13 protein-coding genes are annotated in these 15,387 nt (G+C 64.2%); all 13 read right to left on the bottom strand.

The genetic code is table 11. The annotated features are described in order from the left end of the window. Window positions 1–8: 8 nt before the first annotated feature. The 13 genes from PCJ21_RS15195 to PCJ21_RS15135 all read right to left on the bottom strand — a co-directional run bounded on the left by PCJ21_RS15195 (window position 9) and on the right by PCJ21_RS15135 (window position 15,382). Window positions 9–1,460: a sensor histidine kinase gene (locus PCJ21_RS15195; RefSeq protein WP_269932250.1), complete on the bottom strand. Its 1,452-nt coding sequence runs from the start codon at window positions 1,458–1,460 to the stop codon at window positions 9–11. Further along, window positions 1,460–2,134, bottom strand: coding sequence for a response regulator transcription factor (locus PCJ21_RS15190; RefSeq protein WP_269932312.1), 675 nt, complete (start codon window positions 2,132–2,134; stop codon window positions 1,460–1,462). The genes PCJ21_RS15195 and PCJ21_RS15190 overlap by 1 nt, the downstream gene beginning before the upstream one ends. A 206-nt stretch (window positions 2,135–2,340) precedes the next feature. Next, on the bottom strand, window positions 2,341–3,888 hold the full coding sequence (locus PCJ21_RS15185) for a Do family serine endopeptidase (protein ID WP_269932249.1): 1,548 nt from the start codon (window positions 3,886–3,888) through the stop codon (window positions 2,341–2,343). Between the two features lie 112 nt (window positions 3,889–4,000). Beyond that, the gene (locus PCJ21_RS15180) at window positions 4,001–4,468 is read right to left on the bottom strand and encodes a cytochrome c-type biogenesis protein (protein WP_269932248.1); all 468 of its coding nucleotides are present in this window, start codon (window positions 4,466–4,468) and stop codon (window positions 4,001–4,003) included. Continuing rightward, window positions 4,465–6,453 carry a heme lyase CcmF/NrfE family subunit gene (locus PCJ21_RS15175; protein ID WP_269932247.1) on the bottom strand — a complete coding sequence of 663 codons (1,989 nt, stop codon included), beginning with the start codon at window positions 6,451–6,453 and terminating at the stop codon, window positions 4,465–4,467. Before PCJ21_RS15175 ends, PCJ21_RS15180 begins: the two co-directional genes overlap by 4 nt. Before the next feature lie 18 nt (window positions 6,454–6,471). Beyond that, window positions 6,472–6,915, bottom strand: coding sequence for a cytochrome c maturation protein CcmE (gene ccmE, locus PCJ21_RS15170; RefSeq protein ID WP_269932246.1), 444 nt, complete (start codon window positions 6,913–6,915; stop codon window positions 6,472–6,474). A gap of 3 nt (window positions 6,916–6,918) precedes the next feature. Next, window positions 6,919–8,076 (bottom strand): c-type cytochrome biogenesis protein CcmI, encoded by a 1,158-nt coding sequence (gene ccmI / locus PCJ21_RS15165; RefSeq protein ID WP_269932245.1) that lies wholly within the window; start codon window positions 8,074–8,076, stop codon window positions 6,919–6,921. 96 nt (window positions 8,077–8,172) lie between these two features. Continuing rightward, on the bottom strand, window positions 8,173–8,622 hold the full coding sequence (locus tag PCJ21_RS15160; protein WP_333474401.1) for a hypothetical protein: 450 nt from the start codon (window positions 8,620–8,622) through the stop codon (window positions 8,173–8,175). A 92-nt stretch (window positions 8,623–8,714) separates the two neighbouring features. Then, entirely contained in the window at window positions 8,715–10,091 is a 1,377-nt protein-coding gene (locus tag PCJ21_RS15155; RefSeq protein WP_269932310.1) for an ATP-binding protein, read from the bottom strand. 45 nt (window positions 10,092–10,136) lie between these two features. Next, entirely contained in the window at window positions 10,137–10,802 is a 666-nt protein-coding gene (locus PCJ21_RS15150; protein ID WP_269932244.1) for a response regulator transcription factor, read from the bottom strand. A gap of 65 nt (window positions 10,803–10,867) precedes the next feature. Then, entirely contained in the window at window positions 10,868–11,164 is a 297-nt protein-coding gene (locus PCJ21_RS15145) for a hypothetical protein (protein ID WP_269932243.1), read from the bottom strand. A 76-nt stretch (window positions 11,165–11,240) separates the two neighbouring features. Continuing rightward, window positions 11,241–11,453, bottom strand: a complete 213-nt coding sequence (locus PCJ21_RS15140; RefSeq protein ID WP_269932242.1) for a hypothetical protein — start codon at window positions 11,451–11,453, stop codon at window positions 11,241–11,243. Between the two features lie 32 nt (window positions 11,454–11,485). Next, entirely contained in the window at window positions 11,486–15,382 is a 3,897-nt protein-coding gene (locus tag PCJ21_RS15135) for a baseplate multidomain protein megatron (RefSeq protein ID WP_269932241.1), read from the bottom strand. Window positions 15,383–15,387 lie beyond the last annotated feature (5 nt).

The following is a 15,387-nucleotide window of genomic DNA, read 5'->3' as shown; positions in this document are numbered from 1 at the left end:
CTTGTCACCTATTCGTCCTTCGAAGCGGGAAATCCCATCAGGACCGATAATCCCGGATTGCCGGGCAGCAGTTCAAGCCGTCCGCCGTGAAAAGTCATCACCGCCTTGGCCAGACTGAGCCCCAGACCCGAGCCAGGCTGTGACCGGCTCTTTTCCAGCCGCACGAAACGCTCGGTGGCCCGCTTGCGGTCGCCCTCGTCGGCAATGCCCTGGCCGTTGTCGGCGACGACAAGGCGTAGCTCGCCCCCGCCGCGCTCCAAGGTGACGCAAACGCGAGGCTTGTCGGTGGCGTCGGTCGAATATTTGATGGCGTTGTCGACGATGTTGGATAGTGCCTGGGCGATCAGTTCTCGATTGCCGCTGACATGGAAGGTTTCGCTCTCGGGCGCATTGAGCGTGACGCCAAGCTCCTCGGCGACCGGCTCGTAAAGCTCGATAACGTCACGCACCACCGTCCCGAGATCGACCTTGGCCAGCGCCTCGGCGGAATAGCCGGCCTCGAGGCGCGAGATCATCAGGATGGCGTTGAAGGTGCGGATCAGCTGATCGGATTCCGCAATCGTGCCGTCCAGAACCTCCCGATAGTCGGCCGAGGTCTTGTCGCCGGCAAGAGCTGCCTCGGCGCGGTTGCGCAGGCGTGTCAGCGGCGTCTTGAGGTCATGGGCGATGTTGTCCGAGACCTGTTTCAGCCCGTCGTTGAGGTGGGCGATACGGGTCAGCATGGTGTTGAGGTTTTCCGACAGGCGGTCGAACTCGTCGCCGGCGCCGCTGACCGGCAGCCGCCCGCTCAGGTCGCCGCCCATGATGCGGGCGCTGGCTTCGGAAACGCTGTCGATGCGACGCAGCGCCCGGCGCCCTACGAAGTACCAGATCAGGAAACCGCCAAAGGCCATCATGCCGAGCGCCAGCATCAGCGAACGCTGGATGACATCGCGGAAGCGCTCCGGCTCGCCAAGGTCGCGGCCGACGAGCAGGATCATCTGGTTTGGCAACCGCAGCACGACCGCTATGGCGTTGTGACCTACTTCGATGGGCGCCACGGCCTCGGTCTGTTCGCCGCCAACACCCTGCCCGGCCCTGAGGACCTCGCCGTAGCGCTCGTAGGAAAATGGTTGCGCAGTCCAGCCCTCGCGCTGCAGAACGCCCGGTTGGATGCTCTGGACGTTGCCCGACAAGATCTGGCCGTTGGGATCGGCCAGCAGGTAGAGGTTGGCGCCGGGCTGCCGCGAGCGCTGCGAGACGACGCGGACCAGCACGGGAATGCCGCCGCGCTGATAGCCGGTGGCAAGTCCGAGCACTTCCTCGTTGATGGTGTCCTGGGTCTGGGCCATCAGCATGCGGGCCGACAGCGACGTCATGTAGAAGACCAGCAGGATGGCGCAGAGCATGAACAAAAGCAGGTAGAGCGCCGAAAGACGCGCTGCCGTCGTTTTCATGATGGCGGGCAGGCGCAGCGCCATCAGCCCGCCTTGAGCATATAGCCGGCACCCCTGATGGTGTGCAGGATGGGCTTCTCGAAGCCCTTTTCGATCTTGCTCCGCAGACGCGAGACATGAACGTCGATGACGTTGGTCTGGGGGTCGAAATGGTAGTCCCAGACGTTTTCCAGCAGCATCGTGCGGGTCACCACCTGGCCGGCGTGGCGCATCAGGTATTCGAGCAGACGGAATTCGCGCGGCTGCAGCGTGATTTCCTGCGATGCGCGGCGGACGGAGTGGGAGAGCCGGTCGAGCTCGAGGTCGCCAACGCGATAGACGGTCTCGGATTCGCGGGCCGGCGCGCGGCGGTTCAGGACCTCGACGCGGGCGAGAAGTTCCGAAAAGGCATAGGGTTTGGTCAGGTAGTCGTCGCCGCCGGCGCGGAGGCCGGTGACGCGGTCGTCGACTTCGCCAAGCGCCGAAAGGATCAGGACGGGAGTGGTGTTGCCGCGCGAGCGCAAGCCGGCGATGACCGAAAGTCCATCGCGTCGGGGCAACATGCGATCGACGACCATGACGTCGTATTCGCCAGCATCGGCAAGTGCAAAACCGGAATCGCCATCGCCGGCGACATGCACTGTATGCCCGGCTTCCGCGAGAGCCTTCTGCAGATAGTCCGCAGCCTCGCGATCATCTTCGATGACGAGAATCTTCATGTCGCCGTTATACGCGATTTTGTGAGGCAGCAGAGCGGTCATGTCATTGTGCTCCCGAAACAAAAAAGGCGGCAGCGGGTGGTTAGGGAACCCGCTGCCGCTGGAGCCGGAAACGATGAGTGACAAACTATCCGGCGCCAAGTCCTGTCATCGCAACGGCTACGGGGGTGATTGCAGCCGCGCGATGAGAGATAGTCCGGGCCTTGTCAGCCCTGGTTGACGGGCAGCGCGACGAAGCGGTTCGAGTTGTCGCGGCTGACCTGGAGCAGCACAGCCTTGCGGCCGGCCTTCTCGGCCTGCTTCAGCGCCTTGCCGACATCGGCCGCGCTGGTGATGGCGACCGAGTTCACGGACGTGATGACGTCGCCAGCCTGGATACCACGGTCTGCCGCGTCGCTCGACGGGTCGACATCGGTGACGACGAGACCCTTGCCGTCTTCAGCGCGGGTCACGGTCAGTCCGAGGTCGGCCAGCGACGACGGCTCCGTCGACTGCTGCGACTGGTCGGCCGAGGCCTGCTTGTCGGAGCCAGGCAGATCGCCAAGCGTCACCTTCATGTCCTGCGACTTGCCATCCCGCCAGACGGTGATGTCGACCGACTTGCCTGGCGCGATGCCGGCGATGAGGCGCGACAGTTCCTTCGGCGAGGCGACTTCCTTGCCATCGACGGCAGTGATGATGTCACCGGCGGTGATGCCTGCCTTCTTGGCCGGGGTCTCATCCTGGGCGCCAGCAACGATCGCACCCTTCTCGCTGGTCAGACCGAGCGATTCGGCGATGTCCTTGGTCACCGGCTGGATTTCGACACCGAGCCAGCCGCGCTGGACGGAGCCGTCCTTCATCAGATCCGCGACAACCTGCTTGGCGGTCGAGGCGGGAATGGCGAAGGCGATGCCGACATTGCCGCCCGAGGGCGAGAAGATCGCGGTGTTGATGCCGACCACTTCACCGTTGAGGTTGAAAGCCGGACCACCCGAGTTGCCGCGGTTCACGGCCGCATCGATCTGGATGAAATCGTCGTAGGGGCCTGCACCGATGTCACGGCCGCGAGCGGAAACGATGCCGGCGGTGACGGTGCCGCCGAGACCGAACGGATTGCCGACGGCAACCACCCAGTCGCCGACGCGGACCTTGGAGTCGTCAGCGAAATCGACATAGGTGAACTTCTTGTCGGCATCGACCTTGAGCACGGCCAGGTCAGTGCGGGGATCGGTGCCGATCATCTTGGCGTCGTATTCGGCACCATCGTCGGTGACGATCGTGTAGGCGCTGCCGCCCTCGACGACGTGGTTGTTGGTGACCAGGTAGCCGTCTTCGGAGATGAAGAAGCCGGAGCCCTGCGAAACCGGACGCGGCTTCTGGTTGGCCGGGTTCTGGCGCTTGAAGCGCTGACCGCCCTGATCACCATTCTGCTCGCCATCCGGGCCGCCGAACTGGCGGAAGAACCGCTTCAGCGGGTGATTGTCGGGCAGGTTGTCGAAGTCCTGGCCGGAGAATGGCGACGCGGAACCGTCGTCCGAAACCGCAGCAATCTTGGCCTTGACCTGGACGCTGACAACAGCCGGCGAGACGTGCTCGACAACGTCGCCGAAGCCGGGGGTCTGGGGAGCTTCGACACGCACCGCATCGGCATAGACCGGGGCGGCACCGCCAGCCACGGCGCCCAATCCAATCGCACCGGCAAGTGCGACGGATGCGGCGGTGGCCATGAAGCGCTTGCGCGAACGCGAAGTGGTAGACTGGACGCTGTTCATTGCTCTTTGATCCTCTTGAATTGGATGCATTCGATGGATCAAGAGATAGGGAGGTTCACATTACGACACCATTTCCGGTGGATGAAACTTTCGTAATGTTGGCAGGGGCGTCTCAGGCGTCCTTGCGCAGGATCGCGTCGAGCGCCTGCTGTTCGTCCTTTGACAACGCTTCCGTCGGCTGCCTGCGCCGCGAGCGCGCCGACGCGAACACGAACACCGCCCCGCCGAGCAGGATCAGCACGGGCGTGCCCCAGAGCAACGAGTTGCGCAGGTTGAACTGCGGCTTAAGCAGGACGAATTCGCCGTAGCGCGAAACGATGTAGTCCATGACCTGCTCGTCGGTATCGCCGGCGAGCAGACGTTCACGCAGCAGCACACGCAGGTCGCCGGCGAGCTCGGCGTCGGAATCGTCGATCGACTGATTCTGGCAGACCATGCAGCGCAGTTCTTCGGATAGAACTCGCGCGCGCGCCTCGAGCTTCGGGTCGGCCAGCATCTCGCTGGGCTTCACGGCGAAGGCCGTGCCGGCAAAAGTCAGCGCAACCCAGATGCCGGCGATGGCTGGCAGGATCCGCTTCATTGGGCCACCGCCACAGGCTTCGCCTCAATCGTCTTTCGCCTGGTCGGCGCGCCGACCCTGAGGCGCCGGTCGAGCAGCGAAACAAAGCCGCCTACCATCATCACCAGCGCACCGCCCCAGATCAGGGTAACGAGCGGCTTCCACCAGACGCGCACGACAACCGAACCGTCGGCCGTCTCGTCGCCCAGCGAGACGTAGAGCTGCGAGAAGCCCATCGTCCTGATTCCCGCCTCGGTCGTCGGCATCTGGCGAACGGGATAGAAGCGCTTGGACGAGAAGAGCTCGCCAATGGGCTGGCCCGCAACACCGAGCAGTGAGAAATGACCCTGGTCTTCGGTGTAGTTCGGCCCGCGCACCGGGCGTAGCCCATCGAAGCGCAAGTCGTGACCGCCGATCTGCAGCACCTGGCCCGGCTTCATCACCAGGATCGCCTCGCTCTGAAAGGACACCACACCGACGATGCCGGCGAGCGTCAGGCCAAGGCCGAGATGCGCCAGCGCCGTACCGAAGACAGAGCGCGGCAGTCCGATGAAGCGGCGCAGCGCAATCCTGGGTGCGACATTGCCGATACCGGATTTCAACGCCAGGTCGGTCAGCGCACCGAGGACCAGCCAGGCCGCCAGGCCTGCGCCGAGGGCGGCAAAGACCGAAGCACCATCGATGAAGAAGCCAGTGACCAGCGCAACGAGCAACGCGCCGCCGAACGCGAACATCAGCCGCTGCGCAACAGCGGCCAGGTCGCCGCGTTTCCAGGCAAGCAGCGGCCCGAACGGCACGACGGCCAGAAGCGGGATCATAAGCGGGCCGAAGGTAAGGTTGAAGAAGGGCTCGCCGACCGAGATCTTCTCGCCGAAAAGGCCTTCCACCAGCAGCGGGTAGAGCGTGCCGATCAGCACCGTCGCGGTCGCGGTGGTGAGGAACAGGTTGTTCAGGACGAGCGCGCCTTCGCGCGAAATCGGATGGAAGATGCCGCCCGCGCTCAACGACGATGCGCGCAGCGCAAACAGCGCCAGCGAGCCGCCGATGAACAGCGTCAGGATGCACAGGATGAAGACACCGCGGCTCGGGTCGCTGGCAAAGGCATGGACGGAAGTCAGCACGCCCGAGCGGACGAGGAATGTGCCGAGCAGGGACAGCGAGAAGGTCAGGATCGCCAGCAGCAGCGTCCAGATCTTCAGGGCCGAACGTTTCTCCATCACGATGGCCGAATGCAACAGCGCCGTACCGGCCAGCCAAGGCATGAAGGAGGCGTTCTCGACCGGATCCCAGAACCAGAAGCCGCCCCACCCGAGCTCGTAGTAGGCCCAGTAGGAGCCCATGGCGATGCCGCCGGTCAGGAACACCCAGGCAGCCAGGGTCCACGGCCGCACCCAGCGCGCCCAAGCCGCGTCGATGCGGCCTTCGATCAGCGCCGCCACTGCAAAGGAGAAGCAGACGGAGAAACCGACATAGCCGAGATAGAGCAAGGGCGGATGAATCGCGAGGCCGATGTCCTGGAGGATCGGATTGAGATCCCTGCCTTCGATCGGCGCCGGCGAAAGCCTGGCGAACGGGTTAGAGGTGATCAGGATGAAAAGCAGGAAGGCGGTGCCGATCCAGCCCTGCACGGCGAGCACATTGGCGCGGAGCGTCGCCGGCAGATTGCCGCCAAACGCCGCGACCAGTGCGCCGAAGAAGGTCAGGATCAACACCCAGAGCAGCATCGAGCCTTCGTGGTTTCCCCAGACCCCGGTGATCTTGTAGAGCATCGGCTTCAGCGAATGGGAGTTTTCCCAGACGTTGGCGAGGGAGAAATCCGAAACCGCATAGGCGATCATCAACACGACGAAAGAAAGCAGGATCAGGGCAAATCCGGTAACGGCGACAGGGCCGCCTATGGCCATCAGCCTCGCGTCGCCCTTGTGCGCGCCATAGAGCGGCACAAGCGACTGCACAAACGACAGCGCGAGCGCCAGAATAAGCGCGAAGTGACCAATCTCGACCATCTCAGCAGCGCTCGCAGTTCATTGCGTGGCCTCTTCCTGCCAGACACCCTTTTCCTTCAGGCTGTCGGCAACTTCCTTCGGCATGTAGGTTTCATCGTGCTTGGCAAGCACGCTGTCGGCGACAAAGGTGCCGTCAGGCCCGAAGCTGCCTTCGGTGATGACGCCCTGACCTTCCCTGAACAGGTCCGGCAGAATTCCGGTGTAGCGCACCTCGATGGTCTTGTCGGAATCGGTCACGCCGAACGCCACCTCTGTCCCCTGCCCGCGAACGATACTGCCCGCCGCGACGAGGCCGCCCAACCGGATACGTTGCCCCGGCTGCAAGACGGCTGCCTGCAGGTCCGCCGGCATGTAGAAATAGGAGGCCTTCTGGCCGAGCGCATAGAATGTCAGTGCGGTCGCGGCGCCGAGGAAGGCCAGCGCGCCAGCGATCACCGACAACCGCTTTTGCTTGCGCGTCATGAGCTACTCCGTCACTTTCAGGCCAAGCGAAGCAGCGAATTCGGACAATTTCTTGCCGTCATCGCTGTCGCGGCCAAGCACTGCATAGGCGCGCCCGAGCGCTTCTTGCGCCTGTTCGGTCTTGCCAAGCACGACATAGGAACGCACCAGCCGCTGCCATCCTTCCGGATCGCGCGGATTTTCGCGCAGTTTCTCGTCAAGCGTTGCGACCATGCCTTCGATCATAGCCGTCCGGTCGCCCGAAGACATGGACGCGGCAGCGTCGATCTGTTCCTGGTTGGGCCCGGTGGCCGCGCCCGCAACAGCACCCGGCGCGGCGCCGGCTGCTGGAGGAGCCGACTGTCCCTCGGCCTGCGCCACGGACTGGTCGACCACGGCTCGCCATGGCGAGTCCGCAGGCAATTCGGCGGTCATCTGGCGCCATGCGCTGGCGGCTTCCGCCACCTTGCCTTCCTGGGCCAGCGCCAGGGCCAGGAAATAGCGGGCCTTGGGATTGGCCGGATCGAGCTTCAGCGCCTCTTCGAACGCCTTGCTCGCGTCTTCGGTGATGATACCACCGGACGCACCCCCGATCGCCTCTCCCAGTCCGGCCTGCCTTGCGGCGGTCGAGCCGAGGAGGCGGATGGCGTTGCGGTATGCCGTCACCGAATCTTCCGAACGCCCCATGCGCATGTAGACAGGCGCCAGCACGTCCCAGCCGCGGCCGTCGGACGGATTGGCGATCAGATGCCCTTCGGCGCGTCCGACCAGATCATCGACAGAGCTGTTGGCGGGATTTTCCGCAAGGCGCGCGCTCAGGGGCTGCGACGGCAGGCTGGGCGACCCGATGGCTGTGTAGATGCTCCAGCTGATGACAGGCACGGCAAGCACTGCCGCCACGCCGACGATCCGCGAGACAGAGGCCGACGCGTTTCTTGAACCTGTGGCCGTTTCGGCATCGAGACGGATGATGCGCCTGCCGATCTCGGCGCGAGCCTGCTCGGCATCCGGCGCAGAAATCAGCCCTCGGGCAGCGTCCCGATCGAGTTCGGACAACTGGTCACGATAAACTTCGAGGTCGTGACTCTTGTCAGCATCGCCCTCGGCCGGTCGCGTGAACGGCAGCAAAACGGCGAGGCTTGCGCCAAGCGTCAGAACGGCGGCTATGACCCAGAACAGCATGACCAACTCAATAGCCGCCGGCCACTCCACTGCCAACATCCGGCGACTGCGGCTTATTGACGAACAGGCAGACGAAACCGCGCCACCTGATCACATCTATGTCAGCGGCGTCCAGCTTCCATCGGCATTGCGGCAAGCAGTGCCGCGCGCGACAAGCGGCGTTCCGGTGGTGAACACGGTCTGCGAATACTGGCGGCAGTCCTGCGAACCGACTCGGTAAGGCTGTGCGGCCACGACCTCGCCGGAACGCCCCTCACCTTTCCAGGCGACGGCTTGGCCACCCTGACCGTATTCCAGCGCCCTGTACTCGGCCTCCAGCGCCTTGCGCCGGTCGCCATCGCTCAGGCCGTTGCCGACCGATCCGCCGACCAGGCCGCCCTCCATGCTGTCGATGATGCGAGCCGCAACCTTGCCGCTCGACGCTCCTGCGTCGCCTCCGCCCGAAACAGGCAACAAGCCACCGCCGCCGCTGCTCAGACCAGAGGTCGTGCAGCCCGAAACGGCAGCCAATCCGGCAACCAGTGCCAACCGAAGTCTCATGCTCATCAGCGGTCCCGAATTTGCGTCCACTTACAAGGGCTTGGCGCCGCGTTAATCATCATCTTTGGCCGAAATGGGGCCGATTCGGCCAGCCGTTCTTATTGCACGCCGCGCAGTTCCACGACGGCCTTCAAGCCGCCCATGGCCGAGCGCTCCAAACGCAGCCCGCCGCCATACTCCTTGACCAGGTCGGCAACGATGGCGAGGCCCAATCCCGTGCCGGGCTTGGTCTCGTCAAGGCGCGTGCCGCGCCTGATCGCTTCGCGCGCCTGATCCTCGGGAATTCCCGGCCCGTCATCCTCGATCAGGATCGAAAAGCGCGGCGGCTCTTCCGCCTCGGCCACGCCTGTCTCGACAGAAACCCTGGCTGCACTGTGCGCCCATTTCATTGCGTTTTCGAGCAGATTGCCGACGATTTCCTCGAGGTCTTCCTTTTCACCGGCAAACACCACCTCTTGATCCGGCAGGCTGAGGGAGATCTTGGTGCCGCGCGACAGCTTATCCATGACCCTGACCATGCGCTGCAGCAGTGGCGCCACCGGCGTGCGGTAGACCACGCTCTCGCGCTGCGCGGCAATGCGCGCCCGCTGCAGATAGTGGTCGATCTGCTGCTGCATCGCTGCGGCATGGTCGGCGATCAGCTGCCCCTTGGGGCCGCCAAGCGCCCGTCCTTCGTTGAGCATGACGGCCAACGGCGTCTTGAGCGAATGGGCGAGGTTGCCGACCTGGGTGCGGGAGCGCTCGACAATGCGGCGGTTGTTCTCGATCAGGGCGTTGGTTTCGTTGGCCAGTGGTTGGATTTCCGCCGGGAAGCGCCCGGTGAGCCGCTGGGCCGTGCCCTCGCGGACCATGGCAAGCGCGTTGCGCACCCGCGCCAGCGGCTGCAGCCCGAGCAGGATGGCGATGGCGTTGATCGCAATCATGCCGAAACCGAACAGCGACAGGTAGGTGAACAGGCGCCATTCGAACCCGCTGATTTCAGCCTCCAGTTCGGAGCGATTGCCCATCACCCGGAAGCGCGCGATGCGGTTCTGCGAATCAAGGACGAACTCGCTCTCGAAGACTTCGAGCTCCTCGCCGCCGATGCCCTCCGTACGGTAGTGGCGCTGGAACGCCACGTCGAACGGAACCGCCTCTGCGCTCGGCGAGGCGATCGGCTCGGTCATGGACGACGATCGCAGCTGCCCGACAAGGCCTTTCGACACCGGCTCGACCGACCAATACCAGCCTGATTCTGGCTCGGAAAACCTGAGGTCGCCGAGGTCCGGACCGCCGGTCAGCGTTCCGCTGTCGGAGACGCCGACCGATCCGATGAGATTGAAAAGATGCGCCGACAACAGGCTGTCGAAGCCGCGTTCGCTGGTCTGCCGATACAGCGAGCTGATCACAGTAAAGATCAGCGCAAAGGCGAGAACCGCCCAGATGGTGGAGAATGCAATGACGCGGAAGGCCAGCGAGCGCGGGCCGAGGCTCAGCACATACCGCTTCCAGCGTCCCAGTCGTTTGCCGAACTTTTCCGCTTAAGCCTCCGGCTCGCGCATGCGGTATCCCATACCGCGGACGGTTTCGATCATGTCGATGCCCATCTTCTTGCGAAGGCGCCCGACGAACACCTCGATGGTGTTGGAATCGCGGTCGAAATCCTGATCGTAGAGATGCTCGACCAATTCGGTGCGGGAGACCACCTCGCCCATGTGGTGCATGAGATAGGCGAGCAGGCGGAACTCGTGCGAGGTAAGCTTCAGCGGCACGCCGTTGACATCAGCCTTCGACGCCTTGGTGTCCAGCCGCACAGGGCCGCAGGACAGTTCCGACGAGGCGTGCCCAGCGGCGCGGCGGATCAGGGCCCGCACCCGCGCCAGCACTTCTTCGATGTGGAAAGGCTTGGTCACGTAGTCGTCTGCGCCCGCGTCGATACCGGCGACCTTGTCGCTCCAGCGGTCGCGTGCCGTCAGCATCAGCACCGGCATCTTCCGGCCTTCGCGGCGCCAGCGCTCGACCACGCTGATGCCATCCATCTGCGGCAGGCCAATGTCCAGCACCACCGCATCATAGGGTTCGGAATCGCCGAGATAGTGGCCTTCCTCGCCGTCGAACGCCTTGTCGACGACGTAGCCGGCATCGGTCAGCGCCTCGGAAATCTGGCGGTTCAGATCCTTGTCATCTTCGACGACGAGTATTCGCATGTTGTCCGGCGACCCGTGAAAGATTGAGCAGATATAGGCGATTCCGCCCGGCGGCGAAATCCGCGCTAACTGGCTGGAACCACGACCTCGACACGGCGCGGGCGCTGGCCGTCCTTGCCCGGGACCAAAACCACGATGACGCAGACCGACTGTCCGCCCTGACTGGATTCGGAAGCGCGCGCCAGGGTGCCGCCATGCTGGTCGGCCACCTGCTGCCCGATCGAATAGCAATCCGCCGCCGCCACAACATACGCGCCCGACCCTTCAGCCCGCGCAGACGAGACCTGCGCCGACACCGCAAACAGGCCGACAGCGCAAAGCGCGGTCATGGCAGGCCGGAAAATGGAGCGAAGCGTTTTCATGCCGGGATATCTAATACAACAGTGCTGAACGTGGAATGAACAATGAGTTCATGTAATTGCCCGGCATGCAAGGGCGCTACTTGCTGCCGATCCGTTCGCTGGCACTTAGGCGACCGAAGATGGCGACAAGACCGGACAAGGCTGTCACCGCCTGCAATATCGTGTCAGTCAAGGCCCCGCTGTCGACACCGCCGACCGGCATGCCGGCAAGCCCGGCCATGCCGAGAACCATCGTCACAATCGACGCCCAGATGGTGCGCGACATGTACCAAGGTTTCAAACTTGTCATGATCATTCCCCTTTGGTCAGAAAACACGGTGGTCAAACAAGCGCGACGCGCAGCGTTGCCGGCAGTCCCCATCCCGCAGCGAGGCTGAGCTGACGAACGGTGGCCATGATTTCGGTGGGAGGCGTCACGAAGTCGGCGGCCATTTCGGCAGCCGCATAGGCCCAGGCAGGCGTGGAAACCGTCGCCGTGCGCACGATCGCGCCGCCAGTGGAAGCGATATCGACGCGGTACTCTTCACGACCCTCGCCGAGCGGAATTTCGCTCGCCTCCCAGCTGTCCGCGTCGATGCGCCCGCGTCTGATCCATGACAGCGAGAGGTCTCCCGCGACAGTCCTTGCCGCATGCAGATGAACAGGCGAGAGAGGCGTCAGCGCTCGCATTCCGCCGATTTCCTGATGCGCGGCAAAGTTGGCGCTTGAAAAGTCAGAGCTTAGCGGTCCGACCCGCCAGTTGAGCTGAAGTCCAGCCTCAGCCGCCAATATGCCGGATGGCACCGCAGCCTGATCGAGCACCACGAAATCCGCGCCTATTCCTGCCCCAGCCGCCATCGCGTCGCCCGTGCCGAATTGCCCGCGCAGAAGGTTCCTCAATTGCCAGATGTCGGGTGAAATCTCCGTCGCACTTTCAAACTGGAGAATCTCCCACGCGCCCGCGACCGAGCGGATGGCAGCGAGATTGGCGCCGTTCAGCAGCTGCATCCGGCTCACACTTGCGAGATCGCCCTCGTAAAGCCGTACGGTTACCTCGCTGGCGCGATCGATCCGTCCCTCGACCGAAGGTCCAAGCGCCGCGACGAGCACGCCCATGTCAGCGCGGCGCCGGATCGTGCCACGCAAGGCAAAGCCGGTGTCCTCGGGCGAAACGTACAGCGCCTGGCTGCGCCAGGGCTTCTGGGTCGCCGCGACGCGGAATTGTTCGTTCGGGACCGCGCCGCCCATCATCGGCAGATCGAGGAACACGACATGCGGCTGTCCGGCGACAATGGAAATTGTCGGCTCGATGCCAGGATTGGTCGATTGCCAAGGCGTTGGCAACATCCGTGCCGTCTGGCGCGCGACAACCTTGCGCAACACCCCCTGCTCGACCTCGGCGACGATGAACTCGGAGCCGCTGCCGGTAGCCGGAAGCTTGACGATGGCGCCGGGCATGACGTCGGCCCGCGGCTCGGCAAGGGCAAAGGTCACGCGCTCGCGTTCCTGCCAGGTCCGCCGCATCCAGTCGTCCGCCAACATTCGCGCCTGGCCGGCATCGAGCATGCCGGGGAAAGAAATGCCATGCTGGCGCTTGCTGGCTGCATCCATCCGCACGCTTTTGACCGCGGCGGCCTGGTAGTCGGCATGGGGATCGCGAAAGCCGATAACCACCTCGCCCGGCAGCTCATGGTCGGGCATCCGAACGGTTTCTACGGCAGGGCCTTCGCCCTCGACAGCCAACTCGTCCAGTTCGAGGGACTGATGCGCCGAGGCTGTCGCCTTCCTGAAGACAAGCCCCTCAGCTTGCTGGGCAGCGCAAAGTCCAAACAGGTCAATCAGCGGCTCGATGGCCGCACGGGCGGAAGAAGGATCGGCAATGACATAGCCGCTGACCGTTCCCTCGACGCCAGCCACCTCGCCCCGAGGTAGCCCATGGTCGGTCAGGATAGCGTTGATGAGGTCCGCGACTGCAACGCCGCTGAAGCGACCGTTCAACCAATGCCCGCGGTGCCAGCCGGGATTGTCCGACCATGTCTTGGACAGCAGTGGAAACGCCGGATATGGCCGCGCATCCCAAGCCCAGACATAGCTCCGCGCGACATCGACCATGCGCCCGCCATAGACAACGGAGACAGGATTATGTGCCGCGTCGAACCCTGGCGACGTCGGATCCCAATAATCGGCATGAGCTTCCAGCAGCCGACATTGCGCCATATCCGAGCGTCCCCCGTTGGAAAAATGGGGCACGGCATCCTCAGCCGACTTCGTGTCAGGGAACACGTTCGGCTGGTTCGGCCCCTTGTCGACGGCGGGGCAGCCCATTTCGGTGAACCAGACCGGCTTGCTGGCGGGAACCCAGGCAGTGGGAGTTGCGTCCTGCACGCCGGCAGGCCGGTTGAAATGCGGATTGCTCCACCAACCGACCAGGTCCTTGTAGCGAAACACCCAAGGCTTTCCGTAGGAGCTGTCGGCAATCGGGCTGCGCATACGCCCGGCCCTCGCCTCGAAGTCGGCATAGTACCAGTCGAACCCCTCGCCGCCGGCGACGGAGGCCTTCAATCCCCGGATATCGTAGGGACCGGCAAAGCCGTCCGGATTGCCGCCGGCGTAGTCGCTGTCCCGCCAGTCGGAGAGCGGCATGTAGTTGTCGATGCCGATCGCATCGATAGCCGGATGCGCCCATAGGTCGTCGAGGTGGAAGTAGACGTCGTCGCTGCCATCGTCAGGGTGATGGCCGAAGTATTCGCTCCAGTCTGCGCCGTATGTGATGCGGCAGCCCGGTCCCAGCGTTGCACGTGCATCGGCGGCGAGCGCGCACAGTTGCTCGACGAACGGAAAGGCGTTGGCGGCGTCGCGCAGCGTCGTCAGGCCGCGCAGTTCCGACCCGAGCATGAAAGCATCGACGCCGCCCGCCGCATTGGCGAGGTGGGCATAGTGCAGGATGAAGCGTCTGTAGCCCCAATCTGCGGGGCCTCCTGAAAAGATGACCGTGTCGCCCGTGCCGGCAAACTGCGTCCTGAGCGCCGTCCCGCAGAATGCCGCCACCTGGCTGCGCGCCGCCGTCGTGCGATCGGCCGTGCCGGCGAGCGATGGCGCCGGCGCGCAGGTGATGCGCCCACGCCAGGGATAGCCCGGCTGGGTAGGTTGGCCATAGGGGTCGGGCAGGCCGTTCTCTTCGGCTATGTCCATCATGACGAAAGGATAAAGCGTCACCTTCAGGCCGCGCGCCTTGATCTCGGCGATTGCTTCCTTCACCGATCGGTCGGACGCCGTGCCGCCATAGGCCGGTCCGCCATCATGTGTCGAAACGACCATCGCGCTGGACCGGGCCACGCCGGACACCTGCCAGGGGCTCGACAGCCCACCGGTCGAAGCACTGGTCACGCCAGGCTTGAGACGGCAATCGCCTGCCCGCAGATCCGTGCCGAACCAGGCCACGACCAGAGCGATGTTCTCCAGATTGGGACACATCGCCTGCAGCTCGTCGAGCGAGGCCGCGATATCGGTGCCCGCAAACAGCACATGACGGTTGATCGCCTCGCTCTCGCCCGGTCGTATCTGGCGGCGGACCAGGCTTGTCGAGAGGCCGTATTCGGTGGCGCCGGGGATCAGCGAGACCGCCCGGATCTTGCCATGCAGCGCGCCGACGGGCCGCATCACCTCGAACTGCATCTGCGGAATGCGGTTGCCATAGGCAGCGATGTCGAGATTTTCGATCACCACATAGGCGACGCCACGATAGGCTGGTGCGTTGCCTGCGCCCTGCTTGGCCGCAATCAGCGGGTCGACCGGCTGGTTCTCGCCACCGCGATGAACGCGCAGTTCAACGGTCTCGAGATCGACCTCGCGCCCATCGGCCCAGACGCGGCGAATGCCGCCGATCTCGGCTTCACAAAGAGCAAAGGCGACATTTGCATAATATGCGTATTCGGTCACCTTTGGGCCGAGCTTGCCCTGGCGGCTGGTGTGGCTCGTTTCCTGAAACCGCGTCGCCCAGATCAAAGTGCCGCCGACGCGCGCCGTACCATAGATGCGCGGCAACGGCGCCCCTTCCTCGGCAGTGAAAGGCCGTGCGCCAGTCAGGCGCGGCCCCTCGATACGCCTGGTACTGTCGATCAGCGCACGGTCGACGACATAGCCGGCCAGTGCCCCTGCCGCTGTCCCGATCGCCGTCCCTATCGGGCCGAGCATACCGCCCAGAAACGCGCCCGCAGCCTGCAGCAATATCGTCGCCATGGGCG

This window comes from Aminobacter sp. HY435, from assembly GCF_027568395.1.
Lineage (GTDB): Bacteria > Pseudomonadota > Alphaproteobacteria > Rhizobiales > Rhizobiaceae > Aminobacter.
Note: the sequence above shows the minus strand (reverse complement) of the source record. Positions and strands in the feature narration are given on the sequence as shown.

Coding starts and splice junctions, on each gene's coding strand:
- PCJ21_RS15195 (WP_269932250.1), bottom strand. CDS start 1,460: ATGGCGCTGCGCCTGCCCGCCATCATGAAAACGACGGCAGCGCGTCTT.
- PCJ21_RS15190 (WP_269932312.1), bottom strand. CDS start 2,134: ATGAAGATTCTCGTCATCGAAGATGATCGCGAGGCTGCGGACTATCTG.
- PCJ21_RS15185 (WP_269932249.1), bottom strand. CDS start 3,888: ATGAACAGCGTCCAGTCTACCACTTCGCGTTCGCGCAAGCGCTTCATG.
- PCJ21_RS15180 (WP_269932248.1), bottom strand. CDS start 4,468: ATGAAGCGGATCCTGCCAGCCATCGCCGGCATCTGGGTTGCGCTGACT.
- PCJ21_RS15175 (WP_269932247.1), bottom strand. CDS start 6,453: ATGGTCGAGATTGGTCACTTCGCGCTTATTCTGGCGCTCGCGCTGTCG.
- ccmE (WP_269932246.1), bottom strand. CDS start 6,915: ATGACGCGCAAGCAAAAGCGGTTGTCGGTGATCGCTGGCGCGCTGGCC.
- ccmI (WP_269932245.1), bottom strand. CDS start 8,076: ATGCTGTTCTGGGTCATAGCCGCCGTTCTGACGCTTGGCGCAAGCCTC.
- PCJ21_RS15160 (WP_333474401.1), bottom strand. CDS start 8,622: ATGAGCATGAGACTTCGGTTGGCACTGGTTGCCGGATTGGCTGCCGTT.
- PCJ21_RS15150 (WP_269932244.1), bottom strand. CDS start 10,802: ATGCGAATACTCGTCGTCGAAGATGACAAGGATCTGAACCGCCAGATT.
- PCJ21_RS15145 (WP_269932243.1), bottom strand. CDS start 11,164: ATGAAAACGCTTCGCTCCATTTTCCGGCCTGCCATGACCGCGCTTTGC.
- PCJ21_RS15140 (WP_269932242.1), bottom strand. CDS start 11,453: ATGACAAGTTTGAAACCTTGGTACATGTCGCGCACCATCTGGGCGTCG.
- PCJ21_RS15135 (WP_269932241.1), bottom strand. CDS start 15,382: ATGGCGACGATATTGCTGCAGGCTGCGGGCGCGTTTCTGGGCGGTATG.